The sequence below is a fragment of the Bacillus sp. OxB-1 genome (genome assembly GCF_000829195.1).
In the GTDB taxonomy this organism is placed as follows: Bacteria; Bacillota; Bacilli; order Bacillales_A; family Planococcaceae; genus Sporosarcina.
The window spans coordinates 3,539,614-3,559,649 of the sequence record NZ_AP013294.1 but is presented as its reverse complement, the minus strand read 5'-3'; the positions used below and the strand labels follow the sequence as shown (position 1 = coordinate 3,559,649).

At 48.3% G+C, this 20,036-nt stretch carries 20 protein-coding genes; 10 read left to right on the top strand and 10 right to left on the bottom strand.

Annotated features, from left to right (window positions below; all coding sequences use genetic code 11):
* Positions 1-62 precede the first annotated feature (62 nt).
* The 7 genes from OXB_RS19340 to OXB_RS17625 all read left to right on the top strand — a co-directional run bounded on the left by OXB_RS19340 (position 63) and on the right by OXB_RS17625 (position 4,988).
* The gene (locus OXB_RS19340) at positions 63-191 is read left to right on the top strand and encodes a hypothetical protein (RefSeq protein ID WP_269447817.1); all 129 of its coding nucleotides are present in this window, start codon (positions 63-65) and stop codon (positions 189-191) included.
* A 117-nt stretch (positions 192-308) separates the two neighbouring features.
* Complete coding sequence (locus tag OXB_RS17650; protein WP_041075993.1) at positions 309-1,016, top strand: phosphoadenylyl-sulfate reductase; 708 nt, start codon at positions 309-311, stop codon at positions 1,014-1,016.
* A 63-nt stretch (positions 1,017-1,079) separates the two neighbouring features.
* A complete protein-coding gene (sat, locus tag OXB_RS17645) occupies positions 1,080-2,222 on the top strand; it encodes a sulfate adenylyltransferase (RefSeq protein WP_041075991.1) in 1,143 nt (380 codons plus the stop codon).
* Positions 2,223-2,234: 12 nt separating this feature from the next.
* Positions 2,235-2,828 carry an adenylyl-sulfate kinase gene (gene cysC / locus OXB_RS17640; RefSeq protein ID WP_041075989.1) on the top strand — a complete coding sequence of 198 codons (594 nt, stop codon included), beginning with the start codon at positions 2,235-2,237 and terminating at the stop codon, positions 2,826-2,828.
* Positions 2,829-2,846: 18 nt separating this feature from the next.
* Positions 2,847-3,626: a uroporphyrinogen-III C-methyltransferase gene (cobA, locus tag OXB_RS17635; protein WP_041075987.1), complete on the top strand. Its 780-nt coding sequence runs from the start codon at positions 2,847-2,849 to the stop codon at positions 3,624-3,626.
* A complete protein-coding gene (locus tag OXB_RS17630; protein WP_041075985.1) occupies positions 3,623-4,396 on the top strand; it encodes a sirohydrochlorin chelatase in 774 nt (257 codons plus the stop codon). Before cobA ends, OXB_RS17630 begins: the two co-directional genes overlap by 4 nt.
* Positions 4,365-4,988 carry an NAD(P)-dependent oxidoreductase gene (locus OXB_RS17625; protein ID WP_041075983.1) on the top strand — a complete coding sequence of 208 codons (624 nt, stop codon included), beginning with the start codon at positions 4,365-4,367 and terminating at the stop codon, positions 4,986-4,988. The genes OXB_RS17630 and OXB_RS17625 overlap by 32 nt, the downstream gene beginning before the upstream one ends.
* Positions 4,989-5,207: 219 nt before the next feature.
* Here the strand turns inward: OXB_RS17625 and OXB_RS17620 are convergent, their stop codons facing one another.
* From OXB_RS17620 to OXB_RS17590, 7 genes are all read right to left on the bottom strand, one after another.
* Positions 5,208-5,930, bottom strand: coding sequence for an amino acid ABC transporter ATP-binding protein (locus tag OXB_RS17620; RefSeq protein ID WP_041075981.1), 723 nt, complete (start codon positions 5,928-5,930; stop codon positions 5,208-5,210).
* Positions 5,923-6,582 (bottom strand): amino acid ABC transporter permease, encoded by a 660-nt coding sequence (locus OXB_RS17615; protein ID WP_041075979.1) that lies wholly within the window; start codon positions 6,580-6,582, stop codon positions 5,923-5,925. The genes OXB_RS17620 and OXB_RS17615 overlap by 8 nt, the downstream gene beginning before the upstream one ends.
* 31 nt (positions 6,583-6,613) lie before the next feature.
* The gene (locus tag OXB_RS17610; RefSeq protein WP_041075977.1) at positions 6,614-7,417 is read right to left on the bottom strand and encodes a transporter substrate-binding domain-containing protein; all 804 of its coding nucleotides are present in this window, start codon (positions 7,415-7,417) and stop codon (positions 6,614-6,616) included.
* A gap of 58 nt (positions 7,418-7,475) precedes the next feature.
* The gene (locus OXB_RS17605; RefSeq protein ID WP_052484145.1) at positions 7,476-8,798 is read right to left on the bottom strand and encodes an aspartate aminotransferase family protein; all 1,323 of its coding nucleotides are present in this window, start codon (positions 8,796-8,798) and stop codon (positions 7,476-7,478) included.
* A gap of 11 nt (positions 8,799-8,809) precedes the next feature.
* Positions 8,810-10,174: a sigma 54-interacting transcriptional regulator gene (locus tag OXB_RS17600; protein WP_041075975.1), complete on the bottom strand. Its 1,365-nt coding sequence runs from the start codon at positions 10,172-10,174 to the stop codon at positions 8,810-8,812.
* Positions 10,175-10,581: 407 nt separating this feature from the next.
* Complete coding sequence (gene cysI, locus OXB_RS17595) at positions 10,582-12,300, bottom strand: assimilatory sulfite reductase (NADPH) hemoprotein subunit (RefSeq protein ID WP_041075973.1); 1,719 nt, start codon at positions 12,298-12,300, stop codon at positions 10,582-10,584.
* A 29-nt stretch (positions 12,301-12,329) separates the two neighbouring features.
* Positions 12,330-14,159, bottom strand: coding sequence for an assimilatory sulfite reductase (NADPH) flavoprotein subunit (locus OXB_RS17590; RefSeq protein WP_041075971.1), 1,830 nt, complete (start codon positions 14,157-14,159; stop codon positions 12,330-12,332).
* Between the two features lie 208 nt (positions 14,160-14,367).
* On the opposite strand from OXB_RS17590, the gene OXB_RS17585 reads away from it, so the two are divergent.
* A complete protein-coding gene (locus tag OXB_RS17585; protein ID WP_041075969.1) occupies positions 14,368-15,288 on the top strand; it encodes a patatin-like phospholipase family protein in 921 nt (306 codons plus the stop codon).
* A 120-nt stretch (positions 15,289-15,408) separates the two neighbouring features.
* Here OXB_RS17585 and OXB_RS17580 read toward each other — a convergent pair whose 3' ends face one another.
* A complete protein-coding gene (locus OXB_RS17580; protein ID WP_041075967.1) occupies positions 15,409-15,981 on the bottom strand; it encodes a biotin transporter BioY in 573 nt (190 codons plus the stop codon).
* A 91-nt stretch (positions 15,982-16,072) separates the two neighbouring features.
* Here OXB_RS17580 and bioD point away from each other — a divergent pair, with 91 nt between their 5' ends.
* Together bioD and bioA are read left to right on the top strand one after the other, a co-directional pair.
* Positions 16,073-16,807: a dethiobiotin synthase gene (bioD, locus tag OXB_RS17575; RefSeq protein ID WP_052484144.1), complete on the top strand. Its 735-nt coding sequence runs from the start codon at positions 16,073-16,075 to the stop codon at positions 16,805-16,807.
* 16 nt (positions 16,808-16,823) lie between these two features.
* Positions 16,824-18,176 carry an adenosylmethionine--8-amino-7-oxononanoate transaminase gene (gene bioA / locus OXB_RS17570; protein WP_052484213.1) on the top strand — a complete coding sequence of 451 codons (1,353 nt, stop codon included), beginning with the start codon at positions 16,824-16,826 and terminating at the stop codon, positions 18,174-18,176.
* 205 nt (positions 18,177-18,381) lie between these two features.
* On the opposite strand, the gene OXB_RS18555 is transcribed toward bioA, so the two are convergent.
* Both OXB_RS18555 and OXB_RS17565 read right to left on the bottom strand, forming a co-directional pair.
* Positions 18,382-18,534 carry a Fur-regulated basic protein FbpA gene (locus OXB_RS18555; protein WP_084212533.1) on the bottom strand — a complete coding sequence of 51 codons (153 nt, stop codon included), beginning with the start codon at positions 18,532-18,534 and terminating at the stop codon, positions 18,382-18,384.
* A 112-nt stretch (positions 18,535-18,646) separates the two neighbouring features.
* On the bottom strand, positions 18,647-19,882 hold the full coding sequence (locus tag OXB_RS17565) for a cytochrome P450 (RefSeq protein ID WP_041075965.1): 1,236 nt from the start codon (positions 19,880-19,882) through the stop codon (positions 18,647-18,649).
* Positions 19,883-20,036 lie beyond the last annotated feature (154 nt).

Here is a 20,036-nt window from a genome sequence, read left to right as displayed (position 1 = left end):
TTCATTATACGAAGTAAGATAATTAGCATATACATAGGAAAAAGTCGGTTAGGAGGATTGATTTGGAAAATATCGGAAATTATAGTGCGGGGAAATTCATCAATATCATTATTTTACTCGTTTTTCTGCTTATGCTCGTTTTCGGATCAAATCATACAATAAACGAGAAAGAGGTGCAGACTTCAGGTTGAATGCAAGCCGAGCCTTTGGAGCTTGGCAATAATTAAATCCTACTAATCAAATAAGCATTGACTAATTTAAATTGTCTGATACAATCGAAATTAGTAATCGGAAAGAGAGGCGAGTGGATGCTTACATTCGAGTCATGGGAAAAGAACAGTCAACCAGCTTTTCCAGCAGATTCAGAAACCAAGGGAGCCCTGGAGGTCCTGGAATGGGCCTATCAGACGTATGGAGAGCGATTGGTCTATGCGTGCAGCTTCGGAATAGAAGGAATTGTGCTGATTGAACTGATTTCCAGAATTAAACCCGATGCGCAAATTGTGTTCCTGGACACGGGCTATCATTTCAAAGAGACGCTGGAAACAATTGAAAAGGTGAAGAAACGGTATCCTTCCCTCCGTATACAGATGCAAAATCCGGATATTACGGTGGAAGAACAAGACCGTGAATATGGCGAGGATTTATTCAAAACAAATCCGAATAAGTGTTGCGAACTGCGGAAGATCATTCCGCTTCAAAAAGCGATTGCCCCTTCCGTTGCGTGGATTTCGGGTCTGCGAAGGGAACAATCCGATACGCGGAAGAACACGGAGTATTTGAATTTAGACAACCGCTTCCAGAAAGTGAAGGTCTGTCCGCTGATCCACTGGACGTGGAAAGAGGTTTGGCGATTTGTTGCTGACAATGATCTCGATTACAATGCGCTTCATGACCAAGGCTATCCGAGTATCGGATGTGCGCCTTGCACCAATCGCGCCTTTTCCGAGGAAGACTTACGTTCCGGACGGTGGAGCGGCACTGGAAAAACCGAGTGCGGTCTTCATACGGGTTAATTTTTTAAGCTTTTATACCTACTATTTAGATATGAAATATATATAAACTTAGGAGATGAACAGATGACTACGATACCAGCCCATGGGGGACAGTTGATCAACCGGTACCAACCTGCTCAAGATATAAGCACAATTGAAAAGAGCATAGAAATTGACGCGATGGCGTTAAGCGACTTGGAATTGATCGCTATCGGTGCGTACAGTCCGCTGACGGGATTTTTATCCGAGGCGGAGTATAACCAGGTCGTCCACAATATGAGACTGACGGATGGCACGGTGTGGAGCTTGCCGATCACTCTTCCTGTCCAGGATGCCTCTGCATTCACTGTAGGGGACACTGTTTTATTGACCCACGGCGGATCGACGTATGGCACTTTGACGATTACGGATATCTTCGAACCGGATCAGGAAACCGAGGCGCAAAACGTCTACAAGACAACGGACCGGGCCCATCCGGGCGTTGCGAAAGTGATGGAGCGGGGTTCCATTTACTTGGGGGGACCGATTACGTTGATCAAGCGGATTGAGCAAACTCGTTTCACGGACTTCTATTTTGATCCCGCGGACACGAGACAGCTTTTTACGGAAAAAGGCTGGAAGCGGATTGTCGGTTTCCAAACGCGCAATCCGGTCCATCGTGCTCATGAATACATCCAGAAAACAGCGTTGGAGATTGTCGACGCGTTATTGTTGAACCCGCTCGTCGGTGAGACGAAATCGGATGATATTCCGGCAGACGTACGCATGGAAAGTTATCAAGTATTGCTGCGTGATTACTATCCGAAAGATCGTGTCCAACTCGCCGTATTCCCGGCTGCCATGCGCTATGCGGGGCCACGGGAAGCCATATTCCACGCTATCGTCCGGAAAAATTATGGCTGCACGCACTTCATTGTAGGGCGCGATCATGCCGGAGTAGGAAATTATTATGGCACATATGAAGCGCAGGAAATATTCTCGAATTTCACGGCAGAGGAAATCGGCATTGCGCTATTATTCTTCGAACATAGTTTTTATTGCAAGGCGTGCGGCAATATGGCGACGCCGAAGACTTGCCCGCATTCAAGTGAGGAGCATGTCATCCTGTCCGGAACGAAAGTGCGGGAGATGCTGAAGAATGGGCAAGTGCCGCCTCCGGAGTTCAGTAGAAAAGAAGTGGTGGAAGTATTAATCAATGGATTGCGGGAAAAAGAACCTGTCAGCTAAGGAGGAACAGAGATGTCCAACAATATCGTATGGCATGAACAATCATTGTCAAAAGAGGAAAGACGACATAAGAATCAGCATCATAGCGCGGTGTTCTACTTCACGGGCTTATCGGGTTCCGGCAAATCGACCATTGCCAATGCAGCTGCCAGACGCCTCTTTGACCTGGGCGTCAAAGTGTATGTCCTTGACGGAGACAATGTACGGCATGGATTGAATAAAGACCTCGGTTTTTCGGATGAAGCGCGAAAAGAGAATATCCGCCGGATCGGGGAAGTGTCGAAGCTGTTCATCGACAGCGGGCAAGTCGTTTTCACGGCATTCATTTCCCCGTTCCAGGAAGACCGGAATACAGTGCGGGCTTTGTTGGAGGAAGATGAATTCGTCGAAGTGTATATCAGTTCTCCGTTGGAAGTATGTGAAGAACGAGATCCAAAAGGATTGTATAAAAAAGCGCGGGCGGGCGAGATCCCTGAATTCACCGGGATTTCCTCTCCGTACGAAGCGCCCGTCAATCCGGAAATCACACTCCGTACAGATATTTATTCCGTGGAAGAGTGCGTCGATCAGCTCGTGGCTTATATAAAAGATCGAAACTGGCTGTAACGAAAGGAGGGACCCCGGATGGGCAAAATATGGCTTGTCGGAGCAGGACCCGGTGATCCGGATTTATTGACAATCAAAGGGATGAAAGCCATTCAGCAAGCGGATGTCATTTTGTATGACCGTTTGGTGAATGAAGAGCTGTTGAATTACGCGAAACGGGAAGCGGAACTCATTTTTTGCGGGAAGCTTCCCGATCACCATTACGTCCAACAGGACTCCATCAATTTCCTTTTGGTCAAATACGCCAAAGAAGGGAAACAGGTCGTCCGTCTGAAAGGCGGGGATCCCTTTGTGTTCGGGCGGGGTGGCGAAGAAGCGTCATTTGCGGTCAGGCATCAAGTCGAATTTGAAGTGGTTCCGGGCATTACGTCCGGGATCGCTGCCCCTGCGTATGCAGGGATTCCTGTTACACACCGTGACTACAGTGCCTCTTTTGCGATCGTGACCGGACATCGGAAAGAAGGTGCAGAGGAAGAGGGGAAGTGGGCTGCGCTTGCGAAAGGAATCGATACGCTGGCCATTTATATGGGAGTGAAAAACTTGCCGTATATCCAAGAGCAATTGTTGAAACATGGCAAGCCACCTACAACCCCCGTCGCCCTCATCCATTGGGGGACGACTTCCAGCCAGCGGACAGTGACGGGCGATTTGGCCCAGATTGTGGAAGTGGCCCTACGGGAAGGCGTGACCAACCCGAGCATGATTGTCATCGGGGAAGTCGTCCGGCTGCGGGATGAACTGCAGTGGTTTGCGGAACAGGCGGATGCACAGGGTGCTTTAGAAGGAGCAGCACAATGAAGGCCGTATTATATATTTGCCATGGCAGCCGGGTGAAGGCCGGTCAGACGGCTGCTTTGGATTTTATTGGAAAAACGATGTTGACCATCGATGCGCCGATCCAGGAAGCCTGTTTCCTAGAGCTGGCGGAACCGTCGATTGGGCAAGGGATCGTCCGTTGTATCGAACAAGGGGCTACGGAAATCATTGCAGTACCTGTGCTATTATTGCATGCGGGTCATGCCAAATATGATATTCCACAAGCGTTGGAGCAAGCGATCGCTCCATACCCGGGTATCCCTCTTTATTACGGGGAGCCGTTCGGGGTCCATCCGCAGCTCGTGGAGGTATTGGTGGATCGGATGGTGGAAACGGCCGGAGGCATTCCGGATGATGCTTCCGTTCTAATCGTCGGTCGGGGAAGCAGTGATCCGATCGTCCAGGATTATTTTACGGATATCCTACGTCTATTCAAGAAAAGGACCGGGTTAGCTGAAGTGGAAATCGGTTTTTTAGCCGCTTGCGGACCTTCTTTTGAAGATGCGTTGGATGGCATCCTCCAGAGGGGAGCTAAACAAGTTTTCATTTTGCCTTATTTGCTGTTTACTGGTATTTTAATGAAGAGCATGGAACGGACTGTGCAGCAGCTAGCTACTGATTCCACCGTCTCGCTTTGCTCTCCGCTCGGCTACGATCCGCTCATTAGCGGGATACTTCGGCAGCGGGTGGAAGAGGCAACTTGGAAAGGAGTCGATTTGAATGTTCCCGATCATGGTCGACGTGTCGTCTGAAAAAGTGGTCATCGTCGGTGGGGGAGTCATCGCGTACCATAAGGTTGAAAATCTATTGCGTTTCCATATTACGCCGCATGTGGTGAGCCCGGAGTTTCATCCTTCCTTTGACAAGCTGGTCAAGGAAGGAAAGGTCATTCTACATAAAAAAGAAGCCGAGTGGTCTGATGTACAAGACGCGTTTCTGCTGATCCTTGTAACGAATGACGAAGCGGTGAACGACCGGCTGGCAGCGCAAGCGAAAGCGGCGGGCAAGCTCGTGGTCCATGCCTCGAACCCGGCTTTAGGAAATGCACAAATCCCGGCAGTCGCCTTGCGGGGGAAGCTGGTCTTGAGCGTGTCCACAAGTGGAGCAAGCCCGACATTGGCCAAGCAGATCCGGAATGAGTTAGCGGACGTCTATGATGAACGCTACGAAGCTTATCTTGATTTTTTGCATGACATCCGCCAATTTGTTAAAGAGCATGCGGAGAGCCGTGCGGATCGGCAGAAGTGGCTGAAGAGAGCGGTTGAACCGATTTACCTGGAGCAGCCTGAGGAAAGGGAACGCTTTCGTCGGGAGCTTGCTGAAGAGTTTCAAGCGGTGAAATAAATAGAAATCCCCTCCAATTCGCTGATGGCGATGGAGGGGATTTTATTTTTGCTCGGATATGAAGCATGACGTTAGATCGTCAGGTCAATCAATGCACGCGACATATTATCATTCGGTGAAAAAATAGCAAGGAGCTTCGGTTCATTAATAAAAAGCAAGAAAGCCAACAACCCAAGCGGAATTTCATCGCTTGTTGTTGGCTTTCTCGGATGACGTGGTTTATAAGATTTTCTCCAAAAAGTCTTTTGCACGTTTACTTTTCGGAGAGGAAAAGAACTCGGCAGGGGGGGCGTCTTCCACCAATTGCCCATCGTCCAAAAAGAGTACGCGATCCGCCACTTCCCGCGCAAAGCCCATTTCATGGGTGACGATGGCCATCGTCATACCGGAACGTGCGAGCGACTTGATGACTTCCAGCACTTCCTTCACCATTTCAGGGTCCAGAGCAGAGGTCGGTTCGTCGAATAACATCATCTCAGGTGACATCGCCAAAGCTCTTGCAATGGCTACCCGTTGCTTCTGTCCGCCGGATAACCGTCCAGGGGAAGCTTGTTCTTTTTCCGCCAATCCCACTTTTTGAAGCAGTTCACGCCCGAGGTCTTCGGCTTCCTTTTTCGACATGCCTTTTACAGTTATCGGTGCGTATGTAATATTATCCAACACCGTTTTATGGGGAAAGAGGTTGAACTGTTGAAAAACCATTCCAACTTGTTCCCGTACTTTTGAAATATTCGTTTTTGGATTTGTCACTTCGTCGTCACCGATCCAAATATGTCCGCTAGTCGGCGTTTCCAGTAAGTTGATGCAGCGTAAAAACGTCGACTTTCCCGATCCGGAAGGGCCGATTATGGCGATGGTTTCCCCTTTTTTCATCGTCGTTGAAATGCCTTTCAATACTTCGGTTTTTCCGAAAGATTTATGGAGGCCTTGAATTTTAATCACTTCTACTCATCCTCTTTTCAATCAGTTTTCCGAGCATCGTCAGCACAACGACCATGATGTAATATACGAATCCTGCAAATAACAGTGATTCAAAATAGCGATAGGTGTTACCGCCGACGATATAGGATCGGCGCATAATATCCATGATCCCGATCACTGTGACAATTGCCGATTCTTTCGTCAAGGTAATAAATTCATTGACTAACGCCGGCAAGATATTTTTCACGGCTTGCGGTAAAATGATATCTTTCATCATTTTGCTATACGGGATGCCAAGTGCCAATGAGGCTTCTTGTTGCCCCCGATCAACGGCCAAAATCCCGGCACGGATAATTTCCGAAATATAGGCCCCGGAATTGAGACCAAATGCTAAAATGGCTGCAATATACGCTTCGACTTGAATGCCAAGTAATTGGGGGGTCCCATAATAGATGATTAATAGCTGTAAAATTAACGGTGTTCCACGGAAAATCGACGTATAGAAATCCGCAAACCAAGTGAGTACTTTCACTTTTCCGATCTTACAAATTGCTAATAAGGTTCCCAGGAAAAAACCGATCATTGCGGCGATGCCGACGATTTTTAAGGTGACCCCGATTCCTTGCAGGATATAAGGAATCGAGGATGTAATTTGGGTAAAGTCCAAGTTCATAAGTCTTTATCCCTCTTTCTACGGATTGAAATTATTGGTTAAACCACTTGGTGATTAATTCGTCGACTTTCCCCGACTCTTTCAGTTCTTTTAAGGCCTCGTTGAATTCGGATGTATATTCGCTATCTTTTTGGAAAGCGATGGATAGTTGCAATTTATGCTCTTCCGGCAATTCAAAGTATGCCAAGTCTTCATTTGCGGATAGGTAGCCCATCGAAACGGCGTTTTGGAGTACAATTGCATCCAAATGTCCGGATTTGATCTCTTGGATCAGATCAGGCACACGATCCCGTGTTTCCACAGAATAGCCATATTCCTCTTGAAGCGATAAAGCACTTTTTTCTTGGATTGTTGCTGTTTGTGCACCGACTTTTTTACCTTCTAGATCTTCAGCTTTTTCAAGACCGCTATCTTTTTTGAAGACGACATAGTTAGTTGCGATGAAATAAGGTTCTGTAAAATCGACAACTTGTTTCCGTTTCTCATCGTCACCATCCATCCCTGCAATGACAAAATCGATACTTTTCGCTTGAAGTGCTGGGATTAATCCGTTGAAATCCATGTCTTGGATCTCCAACTCATAGCCGAGTTCCTCTGCAATCGTTTTTGCCAAATCAATATCGAATCCGATAATTTCATCACTTTTCGCTGTGTCAACATATTCGAAAGGAGGGTAGTCCGCAGACGTTCCGACTTTAAGTACTTTTTTCGCTTCTGTTCCTGCACCGTCATCGGCATTTGAATTATCACTGTTCGTTTCGTCATTCCCACCACATGCTGCTAGCACACTCATCACAAGGACGAGCAGTAGGGCAATTCCTGACCATTTTTTCATATTCGTTCTCTCCCAATCTTTTTTGTTTTTTATTGTCAATCGTGATGTGCAAAAGCATTCATCGATTTCCAAACTCTTGCAAAGCTTCATCCAAAAAAGCTAACCCTTCGTCAATCTGCTCTTTTGTGACCGTGAGGGGCGGGATCATCCGGATCACTTCACCGGAGTTTCCACATAGGTAGAAGAGCACACCTTTTTCCAAGCATAGATCAAGAACTTCCATGACAGCATTCCCATCGGGTTCTCCTGTTTCAGGATTACATAGTTCAATGCCGAGCATCAGTCCGACACCTCGGATATCCTTGATGACCGGGTGTTTCGCTTTCATTTCAAGCAGGCGTTCCTTCGCATAAGCACCTATCTCCGTGGCATTTTCCAATAAGTTTTCCTCTTTCATCACTTCAAGTGAAGCAAGGGCAGCGGAGCAGGCGATCGGATTCCCTCCAAATGTGGTCCCGTGGGATCCAAGCGGCCATTGGTCCATCAGTTCTTTCGAAGCGACAGTTGCACTGAGCGGAAGTCCAGCGGCAATACCTTTCGCGATTGCCATGATATCCGGTTTCACATCGAATGTCTGCGCAGCGAACCAATTGCCCGTGCGGCCGAATCCGGTTTGGACTTCGTCGAAAATAAGAAGAATGCCGTGACGATCGCAGATTTCCCGGATTTTTTTCAGCCATGTTTTAGGCGGGATGATATATCCGCCTTCTCCGAGGACCGGCTCGATAATCATACAGGCGACTTCTTCCGGATCGACTTGGTGGTTGAACAGTTTTTTGACGTCCTGTTCCAGTTTCTCAGGGAAGAATACTTCCGGATCCGCGCCTTCCGGAAGATATTCCGGCAACGCGTAAGGGAGCTGATAAGCGAGCCATGAAGGTTGTAAATGTTTACGGTATTTACTTTTCGACGTCGTGACACTCAATGCGCCGATTGAACGTCCATGGAAACAACCGGTGAATGAAACGACATAAGGACGCTTTGTTGTGTACTTCGCCAGTTTTAAAGCACCCTCGATCGCTTCGGTCCCGCTATTCGCGAAAAAGAAATTATCAAGCCCGGACGGTAAAACGTTTTGCAGTTCAGCCGCCAGTTTTAAAATCGATTCGTAAATGATGACACCCGATGGACCGTGGATCAGATGGTCTGCACTGTCCTTGATCGCTTGGACGACTTTCGGATGGCGATGGCCGACGTTTTCGACCGCAATGCCTGATGTGAAATCCAAATACCGCCTGCCGTCCACGCCGTAGTAGTAGCAGCCTTCCGCCTTGACGACGGGGAGGTTCGGGTGGTCTTTTGCCATGCTCGGGGCGAGGAAATTGCCGATATGGTCCACCATATGCTGCCAATCTTGTTGTGAATCTACCTTTTGTTGCATCCTGCATTCTCCTATTCAATATGAAAATATTTTTTTAATTTACGAACGACGGAAGGTTGACTGATGCCGAGAGCTTTTGCCATCTCCGTTGTCGTTCGATAGCGCAGTTGCGCCTCCTGCAGCACTTTCATTTCCACGGATTCCAATAGATGGGGCAACGATCGGCCCTCGAGTTGAAACAGAGATAAGTCTTTCTCGGTTTCCTTGCGATACTCCGGTGGCAAGTCTTGGATGGTGATGACCGTGGATGCGCTTTGGACCACAAGCCGTTCCATGACATTGATCAGTTCGCCGTGATTCCCGGGCCACTCGAGATGGCATAAGTGAAAATAGATATCGTCTGATAGCTTCTTCACCGTTCGATAGGCTGTTGAAAATTTCTCAAGATACGTGGTGATCAATACACGGACATCTTCTTCCCGTTCCCGAAGCGGCTGTAAATGAATCAGGATAATGTTGAGCAAATAGTACAAATCCTGATGAAATTCCTTTTTGGAAACAGCTTCTGCCAGTCGGGTTTCAGAAGAACTGATCAGTCGTACATCGAGTGGAAGGGGCATCTTCGCTCCCACAGGTGTATATTTTCGCTCTTTCAAGATTTGCGACAGCTTTGATTGCAAGTGGAGGGGGAGTTTGTCCACACCTTTTAAAAAGAGCGTCCCTCCATAGGCAAGGGTCAGCAACCCTGTTTCCGTCTGTTCGAATTCGCTGCCGAATAGTTCCCGTTCAAACATCGCTTCAGGCATCGTTTCAAAGTCGATTTCGATGAAAGGACCATTTTTTCGGCTGCTTTCCTTATGGATGACTTTTGCCAACGTTGACTTTCCCGTTCCTTGTTCGCCGCAAATGACAATCGACACATCAAGGGGGGCCGCATTTCGGGCCGTTTCGTAAGCGACCCGCGTCGACCTGCTTTCAATTGTCAGCCCGTCAATTGCCAGTTTTTCTTTTCGGAGCAAAGACAGTTCCCCTTTTGCCAGCAACATTTCCTGTTCCAGTTCCTTCATATAATCATGGATGACAAGGAGTTCTGATAGTTCATACGAATAGCTAAGGACAAACTCGACTTCTCCTGCTTCATTATAGAAAGGCATGCCTGTGATTAGCACTTTTTGACCGGTTGTCGTCGTTTGGATAACGACTACCTTCTTTTTCTGCTGAAGAACGAGAGGTGTGATGGCCGGAGAGAAGATCCCTCTATTCTCCAGGTCATATACGGACTTTCCAAGCAGTTCCTCGGCGTTGATGTCATAATGCCGACCACTAATATGCGACGCCTTTACGATATAACCGGCGGCATTCGTCACGATAATATCCTCTTCGTATGTATCGATAATTTCTTCTTTTGAATTTGGATGTAAGAAAAAGCCTGTCATTGAATCACCTCCCCAAACGCTTTTATTCAAAGTTGAATTATTATTTGAAGTTGAATAAAGGATACTAGGATTTCTGTAGATTTATGATTCACGAAAGGATAATTTGCTGAATGAATGATATGAATGAGTATAGCATGTATATTCATACATGTATAGGTATTTATATGTGAATAATGATGAATTTTATAAAAAGCTCAAAAGGGTGTCCATCAGGAAGGGGGTGGGGGATTCATTGCCGGGTAAATCGAGTAGTGGCAAAGAAAGACTCTAATGAGCAGGATACGAATTGAAGCAGTAGTAGCAAAAGAAATCAAAGAGTACCTGCAAACAAGAGGTCTGCAGGTACTCATTTTTTAATCAATTTGGGTCAAGGCAAGCTTTAAGCTCAATGATTGCATGGATTCGACTTAATCATGGAAATTCGTACCAGATGTCACTTCTTTTACATAACCGGTTCGGATAACGAAGTCGCCGAAATGCTCCTTTTCCTCACGCTCTTTTGCATAGTGGATGAGGATCGGTTGCAGCTCTTTCAAAATTTCTTCTTCTCCGATATTTTCCCGGTACATTTTGCTGAGTCGATTACCGGAAAAACCGCCGCCTAAATACAAATTATATTTCCCTGGACCTTTTCCGATGAAACCGATCTCTGCCAACGCAGGACGTGCACAGCTATTCGGGCAACCGGTCATCCGGATGGTAATCTCCTCATCCCGCAGACCGGCTTCATCCAATAACACTTCCAGCTTATCGATCAGGGAAGGGAGATATCGCTCCGCTTCCGCCATAGCCAATCCGCAAGTCGGAAAAGCAACGCAGGCCAGTGAATTCCGTCTGAGTGCGGAATGCTGCTTGCCATCCGTCAAATTGTATTGCTCGATCAGCTTCGAGATGGCTGCTTTCTTCTCTTCCGTTACACCCGCGATCACTAAGTTCTGATTCGGGCTCAACCGGAAATCACCGGTATGGATCTTCGCGATTTCGCGTAACCCCGTCATGAGCGGATAGCCATCAAAATCCTTCACCCGTCCATTCTGGACGAAAAGAGTGTACTGCCATCTGTCATTGGACCCCTTCACCCAACCATATCGGTCGCCGTTATGGTCGAAATGATACGCGCGCGCTTCCTCCAAGGCCCACCCAAGTCGCTCTGTCAGCTCGCTGACGAGCCAATCCAGCCCGCGTGCATCGATTGTATACTTGAAACGGGCATATTTCCGGACGGAACGGTTTCCGTAATCCCGCTGGATCGTTATCAGTTTCTCGGCCACTTCCACGACTTGTTCACTGCGGCAAAATCCGATAACTCTGGCCAACTGGGGGTACGTATCCGTATCACCGTGGGTCATTCCCATCCCGCCGCCGACAGCGACGTTGAATCCTTGCAGTTTCCCATCTTCGACAATCGCGATAAATCCGATATCTTGGGAAAAGACGTCCACGTCATTCGCAGGAGGCACGGCGATTCCAATCTTGAATTTCCGGGGTAAATAAAGCGCTCCGTACATCGGTTCCACGACTTCGGCTGCACTTTCGACCACCTTTTCATCATCCAGCCAAATTTCATGATACGCATTTGTTTTCGGCAGCAGATCATCGCTCAATCGCTGCGCCCATTGATAAACTTCTGTGTGCACATCAGACAAGTCGGGATTTGGACTGCACATAACATTACGGTTGACATCTCCGCACGCTGCCATCGTATCGAGGAGGATTGCATTGATTTCCTGGATGTTCTTTTTCATGTTCCATTTTAAAATGCCGTGCATTTGAAATGCTTGACGCGTCGTTAATTTCAAAGTTCCATTGCCGTATTTATGAGCCAATTCATCCAATACGAGCCATTGTTTTGCCGTTGCCACACCGGCGGGGGTCCGTACACGAACCATGAATTGGTATGCTGGCTCGAGTTTTTGCCGTTGTCGTTCGTTCCGCAAGTCGCGATCGTCTTGCAAATAGCTGCCATGAAATTTCATTAACCGGTTATCGTCGTCGGGGATACCGGCACTGATATCGTCTTTCATCGTGTCAGCGAGAGTTCCCCGTAAAAAATTACTTTTTTCTTTAATCGTTTCCACATCACTTGGTGGTCCATCTGTTATATGAATAGGTATCGTTTTAGTCATGGTTTATATTTTCCCCTTTCAAATTTGGCTTAGTACACATCACGTTGATAACGTTTTTGCTTTTGCAGCTTGGTCAGATAGGCTTCGGCCATTTCCGTGCTCATGCCGCCTTCTTGTTCCAAAATCGAGATCAACGCTGCATGGACGTCCTTCGCCATATGCTGTTCGTCTCCGCAAATATAGAGGACCGCACCTTCTTCTATCCATTGATAGAGCTCTCGGCTATGGGCCTGCATCCGATGTTGGACATAGACTTTCTCATCCGTATCCCGGGAGAATGCCACATCCAGGTTTGTTAAGATGCCTTCTTTCAACCAACGTTGCCATTCGGTTTGATAGAGGAAGTCCGTCACGTAATGTTGATCGCCGAAAAACAGCCATGACTTTCCGGCAGCGCCCGTTTCCTCCCGTTCTTCCATGAACGACCGGAATGGAGCGACTCCTGTACCCGGGCCAATCATGATGATCGGGGTATCAGGGTTTTCAGGAAGCTTGAAATTCGGGTTTTTATGAATGTAGACGGGCAATGTACTTCCCGGTTCTGCCCGTTCCGCCAACTGCACCGAGCATACCCCGTTCCGATCGCGCCCGTGAGACTCATAGCGAACGACGCCCACCGTTACATGCACTTCATCCGGATTGGCTTGTAGGCTGCTGGCAATCGAATACAGCCGAGGTGGCAGTTTGCGTAAAATTTGGATGAATTCAATGTCCGAAGCATTCCAAGGCCCGAAATCACGCAAGACATCGAGCAGGTCCCGTCCTTCCAGATAATTTCTCAATTCTTCGGCGTTTTCCGGTTTCAATAAATTGTGCAAGCTGTCCGAAGTGGTAAATCGGGATGCCTGTTCCAAGAGCGGTTTCGTCAGAACAGTAATTTCATAATGATTGAGCAATGCTTCCCGTAGAGAGCGGCGTTCGCCTTGTTTATTGATCGGGATGGTTTCGTTCGGATTCCACCCGGCCTCTTGGATCAAAGCATCGACCAATTGCGCATCGTTTTCCGGATAAATGCCTAAACTGTCGCCTGGTTCATATTCCAAGCCTGAGCCTTCAAGAGATATTTCCAAGTGACGGGTCTCTTTATTGGAACCGCGGCCGTTCAAATTGATGTTTTCGTAAACTTCGGCTCGGAAAGGCCGGGTCCTTGAATAATTGGGTTGGCCAGAATCGGCAGGATTGGCGACGGACGAATCCTGCAATGGGCGGGCAGAGGCCCCTGTGATTTCATTTAACGCGCCTATTACGTTTTCAAACCATTCGGCGGCGGGTTCATCATAGTCCAAATCGCAATCCACGCGGGGGGCCAGTCGGGTGGCACCGAGTTCCTCCAGCCGGCTATCGAACTCTTTGCCGGTTTGGCAGAAAAACTCGTATGAGCTGTCTCCCAATGAAAGGACGGAATAGCGCAATTGCTCCAACTTCGGCGCTCGTTTGCTATGGAGAAATTCATGGAATTGAATGGCGGTGTCCGGTGGATCGCCTTCCCCTTGTGTACTGACGACGAGAAGTAAATGTTCCAGTTTTTTCAGCGCATTCGGTTTGAAGTCATTCATGGAAGTGAGCGTCACGGTAAACTCTTGTTCTTTAAGTTTTTGCGACAACTCCTCGGCAATCCCTTGGCTATTGCCGGTCTGGGATCCGAAAAGGACTGTGACTTCCTTCACAGCGACAATCTGTTCAACCTTGGCTTCCGGCTGCTCCGATACCGCAACGCCAGTGGATGCCGCAGAACTGTTCAAAGCGGTCAGATACCCGCTTAACCAGAATTGTTGCGCTTCCGTGATGTTTGGGAGAAGACGGTTGAGGAGCTCTACCTGTTCTTCATCGAAAGGACTGTTTTTCACTTGTAATACCAACGGAATCAACCTCACAAATTGTATTTTGATTGCCTGTATGCAAGCGGCCAAATCGCAGTTTCGGAATTGGGGGATGCATAGAGTTAATTGAATTTTAATATTATTAATCCTATTAGTCAAGTAGGTTTTATAAGATTCGTCATTTTGTTCTATTTATTGCCTCGTATTCTTACAGTATAGGAGGGAGTGAAAAAGAGGGAGGGAAGATATGATCATCGATGGGGTGTTTTCGGGAGGTGGATTGAAGGGCTTTGCCTTGGTAGGGGCTGTCCAGGAATTGGAGGAGAAAGGCTACCGTTTTCAGCGTCTTGCCGGAACGAGTGCCGGGGCTATCCTGGCGAGTTTTCTAGCTGCGGGTTATACCGGAAAGGAAATTGAATCGATGCTGACAGAGATGGACTTCCAATCATTGCTGGATCCGCGGAAAACGGTCATTCCTTTGCCGTTCATGAAGTGGATTGCGCTCTATTGGCGGATGGGACTATATCAAGGTAAAGAATTGGAAATGTGGTTCCTTGAACAGCTTGCCCGAAAAGGGGTTTATACGTTTGCTGATTTGCCCCCCGGTTCCTTGAAGTTGGTCGCTTCAGATTTGACGAATGGCAAGCTCCTTATCTTGCCTGATGACTTGGAACAGTACGGGATTGACAGCGGAAACTTTTCCATTGCCCGAGCCTTGCGTATGAGCTGCGGAATTCCATATTTCTTTGAACCGATTCGCTTGCAGGCGGCAGGTGAGACGATTGTCGTTGATGGCGGGGTCCTGAGCAATTTTCCGATGTGGATTTTCGATGATGAGGAACAGGGCAGGGAAAGGCCGCTGCTTGGCATCAAGCTGAGCCGGCGGAAAGAGGAGATGCAAGGGAGGACGATCGACAACGCCCTGCATCTGTTCGAAGCCCTCTTTTCCGCCATGAAAAATGCCCATGATGAAAAATATATTGACCGTGAGCTGGAAAAAGACGTTGTTTTCATTCCGGTGGATAATATCAGTTCCACACAATTCGACTTGGATGAGGGGCAGAAGGACAGTCTGCTGGAGACCGGCCGCCTGCGCACCCGGCAATTCCTGAATACATGGAACTCCGGCCATCCAATCCGAATCATCCGCGGTGGCAAGATCGGATAAGGTGTTGTAAAGGTTGTAAAGGTGACTGTAAAGGTGACAGTCACCTTTACAACAGTCACCTTTACAAATTCAACATAATTCAGAATTGTTTCTAAGTTGTTTAGGTGACTGTCACCAATTTCAAGCGGCGGGCTGATTTGCTATGGGCTTCCGCTTGAGTGCTTTTTGCAAGCGTGGAATCAAGACCAAGGATAGGATTGTCACCCCGATATCCAACGGCAAATATGCTCCCATCCAAGACCACGCCATGAGATAGCTGAATCCTTCTGGTGCCGCCACCCAATATTTGAATGCAAGATACATATAATTCGTTCCGATTACGTAGTTGACTAGGATGGCCAGCGAGCCGGCGCCGATGTAAGAAAGCCAATTCATTTTTTCCTGTTCAAAAAACTTTCCGACGATATACGCGACAAAGATAAAGGAGATGACATAGCCGAATGTCGGACTTAAAATGCTCCCAGGTCCTCCTTTGAACTGCGCGAAAACCGGCGCGCCGGCCAAGCCGATGAATAAATAAACGGCCATCGCAGACGCCCCCAATCTGCTTCCGATCAAGCCGCCTGCGACAATGGCAAACAATAACTGTAGCGTAATCGGCACGCCTCCGATCGTCAGTAATGGCGCCACATTGGCCCCCACCCCCATTAAAGCCGCAAACAATGCGCAAATTACGATATCTTTCGTTTTCATTTCTTCCCCTCCTAATTGGCAATTGTAGATGTACAAAATATATGTTAACATAAAATTTAAATAAGTTAACATATGTTTTGGAGGTTTTGCGATGACTGTTTTATTTGTAACTGGAACCGATACCGATGTGGGGAAAACAGTGGTGACTACGCTGCTGACAAGCTTTTTAGAAGAGCATGGGTATTCCAATTTCCCTTTCAAGCCGATTCAATCGGGAGCGGTGGAGCAGGACGGCAGTTGGGTGGCGCCTGATCCGGAAATGTACCGATTGGTCAGGAAAGACATGCAGGGCGGTGATGCTTGTCTTTATTTATTCAAAAAGGCGTGCTCCCCTCATCTGGCTGCAGAATTGGAAGGGGTGAATATTGATTTTTCGTTGATTGGGACAAGAATTGAGGAGTTGGAAACGGCCAACGGTACAGTCATCGTGGAAGGGGCGGGCGGGTTGTTCGTGCCGCTTACGACAGGCGGCTATTGTGTGGTCGATTGGATGGGAGAGCTGGCGATTCCGGCCATCATTGTAGCAAAAGCCGGCGTCGGAACGATCAATCATACCGTTTTGACGGTTGAAGCGTTGCGCAAGCGAAACATTCCGATTGCAGGGGTTATTTTTAACTTTATACATAATGAAGAAGAAACGGTTGTGAAAGACAATATGAAGATGGTACGGCAGCTGGCCGACGTCCCAATCATAGGCACTGTGCCATATTGCGATAATATCCGGAAGGCGCTGGCCGACGTGGAAGAGAGGAAACAATTGTATGCGGATTGGGATATCGAATTGATTAGGAGGGCGATGAAGAGTGAATCCACAACAACTGCTTGAGAAGAGTAAGAAATATATGTGGCTGCCGTTTACGCAAATGTCGGATTACGAACGAGATCCGTTGATCATTGAAAGCGGTGAGGGGGTCGTCGTGAAAGATATTTTCGGGAATGAATATTTGGACGGGTATTCGTCTCTATGGTTGAATGTCCATGGTCATCGCAAGGCGGAAATCGATGAAGCAATTCGGAAGCAACTTGACTCGATCGCCCATTCGACTTTGCTTGGCGCAGCTAATGTACCATCCGTTCTGCTAGCTGAGCGATTGATCGACATTGCGCCGGAAGGGTTGACGCGGGTGTTTTATTCGGATAGCGGCGCGACGGCGGTGGAAATTGCGGTGAAGATGGCTTATCAATACTGGCAAAACAGAGGGCGGGAGGAAAAGAAGAAATTTGTGACGCTAAGCAATGGTTACCACGGCGATACGGTCGGGACGATGAGCGTCGGATCTATCGAACTATATCATAAAGTGTATACATCTTTGCTGTTTGACGCGCTAGTCGTACCATTCCCTGCCGTTTATCGCCATCCTTCGGGCGACGAGCAGACGGTCTGCGAAGAGAGCTTGCGGTCGCTCCGGGAATTATTCGAGAAGCGGCATGGTGAAATTGCAGGAATGACGGTGGAGCCGATTGTGCAAGGGGCAGGTGGGATGAACATCATGCCGCGTGGGTTTTTAAAAGGGGTCGAAGCCCTCTGTCGTGAATTTGATATTTTATTCATCGTCGACGAAGTGGCGACAGGGTTCGGACGCACGGGGAAAATGTTCGCTGTCGAGCATGAGGGTGTGCGGCCGGATTTGATGACAGTGGCGAAAGGGTTGACTGGCGGGTACTTGCCCGTGGCGGCCACGCTTGCGACCGAACAAGTGTATGATGCGTTTTACGGGGAATATGAAGATATGAAAACGTTCTTCCACGGCCATTCCTTTACGGGCAATCAACTCGGCTGCGCTGCGGCGCTCGCAAATTTGGATATTTTTGAACGGGAACAGTTGGTGCAGCAAGCAAGTGATAAAGCGAAGCTGCTCAATGAGTTGCTGAAAGACCTTCGGGGGCTCGCCCATATCGGCGACATCCGACAATTCGGCCTCATGTGCGGGATTGAATTGGTACGGGATCGGAATACGAAAGAGCCGTTTCCGTTCGAATGGCGGGTCGGCTACCGTTCGACATTGAAAATGCGGGAACTTGGCATGCTTACCCGCCCGCTCGGGGACGTCGTCGTGTTCATGCCCCCGCTTGCCACGACAGAAGTGCAGTTGAGGGAAATGGTGCGGATTTTAAAAGAGGGTATCGTTTTGGCAACCATGCCATACGCGGAAGGGAGCTTGGGGGCTGAAGAAGTAGCGAGCGCTGATAACTAGGCGCAAGCGCTTGTAAGTTTTTGCGAGTGCCGATAACTAGGCGCAAGTGCTGATAAGTTTCCGCGAGCGCTGATAAGTTACCGCAAGTGCTGAAAACTTTGCGCAAGCGCCGATATGTTCTCCCAACGGCTGATATCTCCGCCCAAGCGCCGATATCTTTTCCAAATAAAATCAGGCTGTCCCATTGCATGCGGGACAGCCTGGTTTATTTGTTGGTGATCATATACTCTTTCATCAACGCATATAAGGGCAGTTCGTATAATTGTTTTCCATGAATTTTAAAGACTCCGTTCTCCACGAGCTCTTGAATGATCTCTTCTCGTTTCATATCCATTTTTGTTTCTTCGACATTCATCATGTTGCATATTTCCTCCTTGATGTGCAGGGGAGATCGGGGTGGGGGGACCCCGATTCATAATTTACCCTAAAGGGAGGAGCGTTAAACCTGTGAAATAAAAGTTTCGAGCTCTTTATTTCACCCGGATAATGAACCGGCTTTTCGGCAAAGTCGGCATGCGTACGTGGCTGATGGTCAAATCCTGGTCGTCGATAACTTCGTAATCAAGTTCCTCCACCAAGAAGCGGAAGCTCGCTTTCATAATTTCCACGGTCGCTTTTTCGCCGGGGCATCGATGCCCGGAATTTGGATCTCCGCCGCCTTGTGGCACGAAGTCATACAAATCTTCCTTCCTGTCCGCAAACCGCTCCGGCAGGAAAGTATCCGGGTTTTCCCAAAGTTCGGGATCATGATTCGTCCCATAGAGATCGAGCAGCACCGTCTCTCCTTTGGCGAAACGGTAGCCGTTCCATTTGAAGTCATAGCGGGTTTTCGCTCCGAGCATCGGGGCGAATGGATAAAATCGGCGCACTTCTTGTGCGAACATTTCGAGGAACTCCTCCTCGCATTCCTTCAATTTGTCCTTGTATTCCGGAAAATCATGCAACGCCAAGGCACCGAAGATGATGAAACGGGCGACTGCCACAACTGGGCGAAGGACGTTGATCAATTCGACCGCTGCACTATGCGTATCCAACAGGCGGCCGTCCGCGTCCCGGTGAGTCGCGACTGCTTGGATCGCTTTACCTTCCTCGCTCTCGATAGCTCCGGAACGGTACTTCTCGATGATCTGCTCAATCCATTGCTCCGCCCGTTTCCTCGCATTCTTTCCTTCCTGGTAGCGTGGACCAACCCCTCCGAACGCATCGACCATCGCCCCGAAATCGTAGGCGCGCCCCCCGACATCGGCTTCCTTCAGCGGTACGCCCGCCCACAAGCAAGCGACTCGGCAAAGGATCTTTTCCGTTTCGTCGAATAACACGACTTCCCGGCCATTCTGCGCTTCTGCCCACAATCGCCATTGTGCCGACGTCGACGAACGGAGTTCTGCAAGTTTCTCCTCCGTCATCAGCGACAGGAATAATTGCTTGCGAACGGCGTGAAGTTCCCCGTCCATCGTCTGAACACCGCCCACGCCGAACAGCGATTTCTGGATCCGTTTCGGGATGGCGCCATGGCGTTGAAAGCGATTTTCATCATAAAACAATTGGACCGCTTCTTTTCCCGTCATGCAAATCATCTTCTTTCCCATGAGACGCGTCTCGAATAGCGGCGCCCCGAATGATTCCGTTCGGTTGCGGATGAATGAATAGCCTTCGGTCAATAAGTTCAAAGAGTGGTCCAAACCACGTTCTATCGGTCTTTGCATAATTGCTTCTACCTTCTTTCTTCAAGTTTTTATCCGTTTCTGCTAATTTCACTCTTCCCTGTTTCCCCTGATCTCACACGTTTCGACAAGGTCTCTCAAACTAGTGGAACGTTTACCTTATTCTTTGTTGGGTAAATAGAGTAAGTAGAACAAT